This is a genomic window from Streptomyces sp. NPDC006450 (assembly GCF_040612195.1).
Taxonomy (GTDB): domain Bacteria; phylum Actinomycetota; class Actinomycetes; order Streptomycetales; family Streptomycetaceae; genus Streptomyces.
This window is the reverse complement of the sequence record NZ_JBEXPT010000013.1, coordinates 70,240-77,479: the sequence shown is the minus strand read 5'-3', so window position 1 is coordinate 77,479 and position 7,240 is coordinate 70,240. Positions and strand designations below refer to the sequence as shown.

Sequence of the window (7,240 nt, the reverse complement as noted above, 5' to 3'; positions counted from 1 at the left end):
GGGGGCCGCGGGGGGCCCGGGGGGGGCAGTTCTCTTGGCGTCGGGGGACCAGGCGGTCTCTCAGGCCGCGGTGGCCGTTGTCGCCGACTCGCGGGTGGGGGCCCCCGGGGCGGCGTCCGGAGCCGGGGCCGCGGCCGGGGACGGCCGGGTGGCGTACACGGCCTCCGCCGGGAGGTGGCGTTCCAGCCGGGTCAGGGCGAAGGCGGCGCCGAGCGCGGCGACGGCCAGGAAGGCCCAGGGCAGGCGGCCGTCGAGCGCGAGCAGTCCGGTGAAGAGGGACGGGGCCAGCGCGGTGGCCAGGGAGTAGGACAGCTGGTAGGTGGCGAGGTAGCGGCCGCGTACGGCCTCGGGCGCGGCCGAGACCGACAGGGCGCCGCCCGAAGGGCTGTGGACCAGCTCGCCGACCGTGTAGACCACCACGATGACCAGCAGGGCGACCAACGTCGCGGTCTGTCCGGGCCGGACCGTGCCGAGCACGATCTGCCCGACGAAGGCGGCGGCGAAGAGCAGCGCCCCGAGGGCCGCGGAGCGGGTGCGGCGGGCTCCGGAACGGCGGACCCGGGCGGCGATCAGGACGCCGATCCCCGCGCAGAGGGCCGTGTTGACGGTGAAGGCCGCACCGGTGAGGGAGTCCGGTCCGTGCAGCCAGGTGGTGATGTAGAGCGGGAAGAGGACGGACAGGGCCGCATACCCGAGCGCGGTCAGGAAGTTGGCGGCGGTCAGGCCCAGGAAGGGCCGGTCGGCGAGCACCATGCGGTAGCCCGCGCCCGGACGCTCGGCCGAGCCGGGTGCGCCGCCCGTGCCGGGCTCACCGTTCGCGTGGTCCCGTACCGGCTTCACACGGCTGACGAGCAGTCCGGCGAGCGCGAAGGCGACCGCGTTGCCCCAGGCGGTGTAGGTGAACCCCTCCGTGCCCCCCAGGGCCAGGACCCCGGAGACGAGCAGGGCGCCGGCGCCCATGCCCGCGTTCTGCAGGGCCCGGATGGAGGCCTGGAGCCGGTCGCGGGCGCCGCCCCGGGCCACTTCCCCGATGAGCGACTGCTGCACGATCGAGAAGGAGCGGTCGGCGAGAGCCGTCACCAGGGCGACGGCGGCGAAGGCGGGGAGCGACCCTGCGAGCGGGTAGAGGGCGAAGCCGAGGGCCCGGACCGCGTAGAGCAGCAGGTTGACCTTCCTGGCCCCGAACCGGTCGACGGCCGAGCCCGCGAGCGGCATGACCGTGAGTCCGGCCAGGCCGGTCGCCGTCAGCACGATGCCGACGAGGGCGAAGGAGAGCCCGGTGACGTGGTGGAAGAAGACGAGCGAGAAGGGGATGTACATCCCGATCCCGATCGCGCTGATGCCCACCCCGAGGAGCAGCGACCGTTCGCCCGCCACCCGTTCCTCGCGCATGCCCTTGCCCACGTCGATCCTCCCCCCGATTAGATTGCTCGGAAGTAGCTTAGCGCTAAGCTGCTTTGCGTCAAGGAGTTTCCCGCCGTCGCCGAGCGGGCGGTCGATCAGCCGTCCGTGTCGCCCTGCGCCCCTTCGTCACCGACTCCGCCGCCGAGGTCCCACGCCTCGATGTCGCGGTAGTGGATCGGCCCCGGGCCGCGGCCGATGTTGCTGCCGACCAGGTGCAAGCGCTCCGTCCGCCAGCGGCGACCGGCGAACCCGGAGAGCCCGGCCGCGGCCTCCGCCGCCGAGGAAGCATCGTTCCGGCGGGCGCGGGCCAGCGTCAGATGGGGGCGCAGCGGCCGCTCTTCGAAGGGGATGCCGCACTCCCTGACCACGGCGCGCACCTCGGCGGCGAGCCGGTGCAGTCCGTCGAGGTCCCCGTCGATCCCGCTCCAGAGCACCCGCTCGCCGAAGTGGCCGCCCCCGCGCAGGGACAGGCGTACGGGGCCGTGCGCCGCCGCGAGGCCGGCGAGCGGCGGCCGCAGGAGAGGGACGGCCTCGACCGGCAGCTCACCGAGGAACGCCAGGGTGATGTGCCAGTCCTCGATGCGGTTCCACCGCATGTGCGGGTACGCCGCGTAGGCGGGGCCCAGTTCGCGCGCGAGTTCCTCCTTCGCGTCGTCGGGCGGGGCGAGGGCGATGAACACGCGAACGGTCGCGGGCCGGGTCTGTTCGTTCACATCGTTCACAGGAGACTTCGTACAGTGCTGCGGGTGGTCCGGTCGTCCATCGTGGTCAGGCGTAGTCCGCCGTGTTGTGCACGTCGCCGAACCGGGGGAAGATCCGCTCCACGGCGAACGCGTGCTCGTCGGCGGCGAAGCCGGACATGGCGTCGGCCACGAACTCCAGCTCGTAGCCGTGGTCGCTCGCGGCGCGCGCCGTGGACTCGACCCCCATCGTGGTGACCAGCCCGGCCAGCACCAGCGTGTCCACGCCCAGGCCGCGCAACCGGTCGTCCAGGCCGGTGCCGTGGAACGCGCCGACGGTGTGCTTGACGATCAGGACGTCGCCCGGCCGCTCCAGCCCGTCGGCGAAGCCGCTGCCCGGCGGCTGCTCGGCGACCCCCGGCCGGTCCACTCGGACGAGCACCACCGGACGCCCGTCCGCCCTGAAGGCATCGGCCAGCCGGAGGCAGCGGGCCAGCACCTCTTCGCCGGAGTGAGGGGCGACCGGCAGCCCGATGATGCGGGGCATCAGGTCGATGAGGATCAGTGCGGAGGTCACAGGAACGATCATAGGACAGGCCCCCGTCGGCACCGGGGCCCCGGGCTACGGCGTGCTCGTGAAGGAGCGCCGGTAGGAACGCGGCGGAACTCCCCTGCGCCGCACGAACTGTTCGCGCAGGACGGCCGCGCTTCCGTAGCCGACCCGACGGGCGATCTCCTCGACGGGCAGGTCCGTGCTCTCGAGCAGCTCCTCGGCGCTGCTCAGCCGCAGGTTCCGCAGCCAGGCGTGCGGGGTGGTGCCGGTCGCGGCGGTGAAGCGGCGGGCGAAGGACCGCTTGCTCATCACGGCGCGCCGGGCCAGCTCCGTGACGGGAAGCGGCTCGTGGAGGTGGTCGCGGGCCCAGGCGAGCACCTCGGAGAGCCGCTCGTCCCGGCAGTCCTCGGGCACGGGCGCCGCGAGGTACTGGGCCTGCCCGCCGTCGCGGTGCGAGGGCAGCACCATGTCCCGGGCCACGGCGTTGGCCATCGCGGCCCCGTGCTCCCGTCGCAGCAGGTGCAGGCACAGATCGAAGCCGGCGGCCGCTCCCGCACCCGTGACGATCCTGCCTTCGTCGATGTACAGGGCGTCCGGTTCGACGGCCACGTCCGGGTGCCGGTGGGCCAGCAGTTCGGCGAACCGCCAGTGCGTGGTGGCCCGCAGCCCGTCGAGCAGCCCGGCCTCGGCGAGTGCGAACGTGCCGACGCAGTGGGCCGCGAGCAGGGCACCACCCTCGTACGCGGCCACCAGCGCGTCACGTACCGCCGGACCGGGCGGCGTACGGAAACCGGCCCCCGGCAGGGCGATCACCAGATCGGCCGTGGCCAGCCGGTCGAGGCCGTGCTCGATCGCGAGCGGCACGCCGAAGTCGGTGGGGACCGGCCCGGGCCGCTCGGCGCACAGCGCGAAGTCGAAGCCGGGCAGCCCCTGCCCGTGCGGGCCGAAGACCTCGGCGACGATCCCGACGGCGAGCATGCCGGCACCGGGCGGGACGTACGCGGCGACGGTCGCGAAAGGGGGCACGGGGGCAGTCTGCCACGGTGGCACGAATCCTGCGATCACTGGCAGGTGTGCCACTCGTGCGCTCCCCGCCGGGTCGGCAGGATTGCAGCCATGACGAACACGACGACAGACATCGCGGCAGACACCACGACGACCGAGGCCGTCGCGGCGGACATCACGGCAGACGCCGAGGCCACCGCCCAGAACCTCCGCACCGACGCACCGCTCGGCCGCAGCGCCGTCTACACGATCCTGACCACCGGCTACGTCGGCTCCACCGGCCCCGGGGTCGCCGCCACCGTCTCGTACGTGTCCGACGCCGGCCGGCACTTCATCTTCGACCCGGGCATGGTGGCGAGCCACGCGGACATCCTCGGCCCGCTCGCGGAGTTGGGGCTGGGACCCGACGACATCACCGACGTGGTGCTCAGCCACCACCACCCGGACAACACCATGAACGCGGGCCTGTTCGGCCGGGCCCGGGTGCACGACCACCAGGTGGAGTACCAGGGCGACCAGTGGACCAACCGGGACGCCGAGGGCTACGAACTCACCCCCTCCCTGCGCCTGATCCGCACGCCGGGACACAGCCACGAGGACATCACGCTGCTGGCCGGAACGGACTCCGGAGTGGTGGCCTTCGCCGGCGACCTGTGGTGGCACGCGCAGGGCCCCGCCGACGACCCGGTCGCCCCGGACCGCGAGGTGCTGCGCACCTCCCGGCTGCGAGTGCTCGCCGCGGCGGACCTGATCGTCCCCGGCCACGGAGGCCCGTTCGCCGCCGACGGCGCAGTGCCGCTCTAGGCACGTCCCGGCGCTCCCTCCCGGATCGCGCCGGTGCATGCGGTTTTGCGTCAACTCTCCTCTCATTTGGGTGAGTTGTGGAGACCCTGACCTATCTTCCATGGGGCATGCCGGTTCGCCCCAGGAGGTCAGATTGCAGTCCAGGCGCTTCCCCGCCCTACCCCGCGCGCTACGCCGCTCCAGGCTGCTCATCGCCTTCGGTCTCGGCGCGCTGCTGATCGGCTTCACGCCGTGGCTCGGGGTCGCGAGCCAGGCCGCGCCCGGCCGCGGTCCGCAGCCCCGGCCCGCGCCCACGCCCTTCGAGGAGCGGGCGGCGAAGCAGTCGCCGCACCACGGCATCGCGCCGGCCAACGCCATGGAGCCGACGGCCCCCCTCCTCGACCGGACCGGGTGGACGGCCGTGGCGAGCGACGAGGAGACGACCGGCGAGAACGGACGCGCGGCCAACGTCCTCGACGGGGACACCGCCACCCTCTGGCACAGCAAGTGGTCGGGCACCGCGGCCCCCTTGCCGCACACCATCACCATCGACATGCACCGCACGGCGGTCGTCTCGGCGCTCGTCTACACCCCCCGTACCAACGGGGCCAACGGGCGCGTCGGCGAGTACACCCTCAGCGTCAGCGCGGACGGAGCGAACTGGCCGGCCCCGGTCGCCGGCGGCACGCTCGCGGACGACGGCAGCGCCAAAACCCTCGGGTTCGCCCCGCAGGGGGCCCGGTTCGTACGGCTGACGGCCCTCACCGAGGCCGGCGGCCGCGGCCCGTGGACCTCCGCCGCCGAGATCAACCTGCTGGGCGACCCCGGCACCCCCGAGGCCACCGTGGACCTGGCCCGGACCGGGTGGACGGCCGCGGCGAGCGACGAGGAGACGGGCAGCGAGAACGGACGCGCGGCCAACGTGCTCGACGGGGACACCGGCACCCTCTGGCACAGCAAGTGGTCGGGCACCCCGGCGCCCCTGCCGCACAGCATCACCGTCGACATGCACCGCACGGCCGCGGTCTCCGCACTCGTCTACCACCCGCGTACGAACGGCCCCAACGGCCGGGCGGGCGCGTACACCGTCACCACGAGCACCGACGGAGCCGCCTTCGGCGCGCCGGTCGCCGCGGGCACCTGGCGCGACGACGACACCGTGAAGACCGCCACCTTCACCCGCACCGCGAACGCCCGGTTCGTACGGCTGACCGTGACCACCGAGGCCGGCGCCCGCGGCCCGTGGACCTCGGCCGCCGAGATCCGCCTGAGCGGGCCGGCGAGCCCCGCCGTCCACGGATCCTGGGGCCGGATCACCGGCTTCCCCCTGGTCCCCGTGGCCACGGCCGTGCTGCCCGGCGACAAGCTGCTGGCCTGGTCCGCGTACGCGGTGGACCGCTTCGGCGGGAGCAACGGCTACACCCAGACCGCGATCCTCGACCTGAAGACGGGCAAGGTCACCCAGCGCCGCATCGACAACACCGGCCACGACATGTTCTGCCCGGGCATAGCCATGCTGGCCGACGGCCGCGTGCTGGTCACCGGGGGCAGCAACGCGGAGAAGGCCAGCATCTACGACCCCGCCACCGACGCCTGGTCGGCCACCGGCAGCATGAACATCCCCCGCGGCTACCAGTCCATGACGCTGCTCTCCACCGGCGAGGCCTTCGTCCTGGGCGGATCCTGGAGCGGGCCCGCGGGCGACAAGGCCGGTGAGGCCTGGTCGCCGGAAACCGGCACCTGGCGCGGTCTCCCCGGCGTCCCGGCCCTCCGGGCGTCCACGGCCGACCCGGCCGGACCCTACCGCGCCGACAACCACATGTGGCTGCACGCCACTTCGGGCGGCAAGGTGCTGCAGCTCGGCCCGAGCAAGCAGATGAACTGGATCTCGACCACCGGTACGGGAAGCATCACCCCTGCCGGCACCCGGGCCGACAGTGCCGACGCCATGACGGGCAACGCCGTCGCCTACGACATCGGCAAACTGCTCACCCTGGGCGGCTCGCCCGCCTACCAGAACACCCCCGCCACGCGCCGCGCCTACACCGTCAGCATCACGGGCGGGCAGGTCGAAACCGCCCGTAGCGGAGACATGGAGTACGCCAGGGCCTTCGCCAACAGCGTGGTCCTGCCCGACGGCAAGGTGATCGTCTTCGGCGGACAGAGCCATCCGGTGCCGTTCAGCGACGCCACCTCGGTGCTGACCCCCGAACTGTGGGACCCCGCGACCGGCGCCTTCACCCCCCTCGCCACCATGGCCGTCCCGCGCAACTACCACAGCGTGGCCAACCTGTTGCCGGACGGGCGGGTCTTCTCCGGCGGCGGTGGACTGTGCGGCGACTGCGCCACCAACCACGCCGACGGGGCGGTGTTCACGCCGCCGTACCTCCTCAACCCGGACGGATCGCCCAAGGCGCGCCCGGAGATCACGGGAGGCGTCCCCTCCAGGGCGGCCCCCGGCACGTCACTGACGGTCTCCACCTCGACCCCGGCGGCATCCTTCGTCCTGATGCGGGCAGCGGCCGCGACCCACTCCACCGACAACGACCAACGCCGCGTGCCCCTCGCCTCCACGGCCACGGGAACCGGCACCCACACGGTGTCCCTGCCCGCCGACCCGGGCGTGGTCCTGCCGGGGACCTACATGCTCTTCGCCCTCGACGCCGGGGGAGTACCGAGCACGGCCCAGTTCCTCACCATCTCCTGACGCGCGTACGGTGTCCCGCCGGCCGGAACCCCACCGGCCGGCCGGACCCGGCGCCGCGAACCAGGTCCGGCCCGGCACCCGCGCGATGCGGGGCCGGGCCGGAGCGTC

The 7,240-nt window shown here is 73.6% G+C and carries 6 protein-coding genes; 2 read left to right on the top strand and 4 right to left on the bottom strand.

Annotation, left to right across the window (positions count from 1 at the left end; genetic code table 11):
• Positions 1-60: 60 nt before the first annotated feature.
• The 4 genes from ABZY57_RS07945 to ABZY57_RS07930 all read right to left on the bottom strand — a co-directional run bounded on the left by ABZY57_RS07945 (position 61) and on the right by ABZY57_RS07930 (position 3,615).
• Positions 61-1,404: an MFS transporter gene (locus ABZY57_RS07945; RefSeq protein WP_356509263.1), complete on the bottom strand. Its 1,344-nt coding sequence runs from the start codon at positions 1,402-1,404 to the stop codon at positions 61-63.
• 95 nt (positions 1,405-1,499) lie between these two features.
• Positions 1,500-2,117 (bottom strand): RNA 2',3'-cyclic phosphodiesterase, encoded by a 618-nt coding sequence (gene thpR, locus ABZY57_RS07940; RefSeq protein WP_356509271.1) that lies wholly within the window; start codon positions 2,115-2,117, stop codon positions 1,500-1,502.
• 55 nt (positions 2,118-2,172) lie between these two features.
• A complete protein-coding gene (locus ABZY57_RS07935; RefSeq protein ID WP_356509261.1) occupies positions 2,173-2,673 on the bottom strand; it encodes an isochorismatase family protein in 501 nt (166 codons plus the stop codon).
• Positions 2,674-2,706: 33 nt separating this feature from the next.
• Positions 2,707-3,615 carry a helix-turn-helix domain-containing protein gene (locus ABZY57_RS07930; RefSeq protein WP_356509269.1) on the bottom strand — a complete coding sequence of 303 codons (909 nt, stop codon included), beginning with the start codon at positions 3,613-3,615 and terminating at the stop codon, positions 2,707-2,709.
• A gap of 138 nt (positions 3,616-3,753) precedes the next feature.
• Here ABZY57_RS07930 and ABZY57_RS07925 point away from each other — a divergent pair, with 138 nt between their 5' ends.
• Both ABZY57_RS07925 and ABZY57_RS07920 read left to right on the top strand, forming a co-directional pair.
• Positions 3,754-4,446 (top strand): MBL fold metallo-hydrolase, encoded by a 693-nt coding sequence (locus ABZY57_RS07925; RefSeq protein ID WP_356509259.1) that lies wholly within the window; start codon positions 3,754-3,756, stop codon positions 4,444-4,446.
• Between the two features lie 133 nt (positions 4,447-4,579).
• Positions 4,580-7,132, top strand: coding sequence for a discoidin domain-containing protein (locus ABZY57_RS07920; RefSeq protein WP_356509257.1), 2,553 nt, complete (start codon positions 4,580-4,582; stop codon positions 7,130-7,132).
• Positions 7,133-7,240: the final 108 nt, after the last annotated feature.

Excerpts from the sequence above, each read along its gene's own strand:
- ABZY57_RS07935 (WP_356509261.1), bottom strand. The coding sequence starts at position 2,673 with ATGATCGTTCCTGTGACCTCCGCACTGATCCTCATCGACCTGATGCCC.
- ABZY57_RS07930 (WP_356509269.1), bottom strand. The coding sequence starts at position 3,615 with ATGCTCGCCGTCGGGATCGTCGCCGAGGTCTTCGGCCCGCACGGGCAG.
- ABZY57_RS07925 (WP_356509259.1), top strand. The coding sequence starts at position 3,754 with ATGACGAACACGACGACAGACATCGCGGCAGACACCACGACGACCGAG.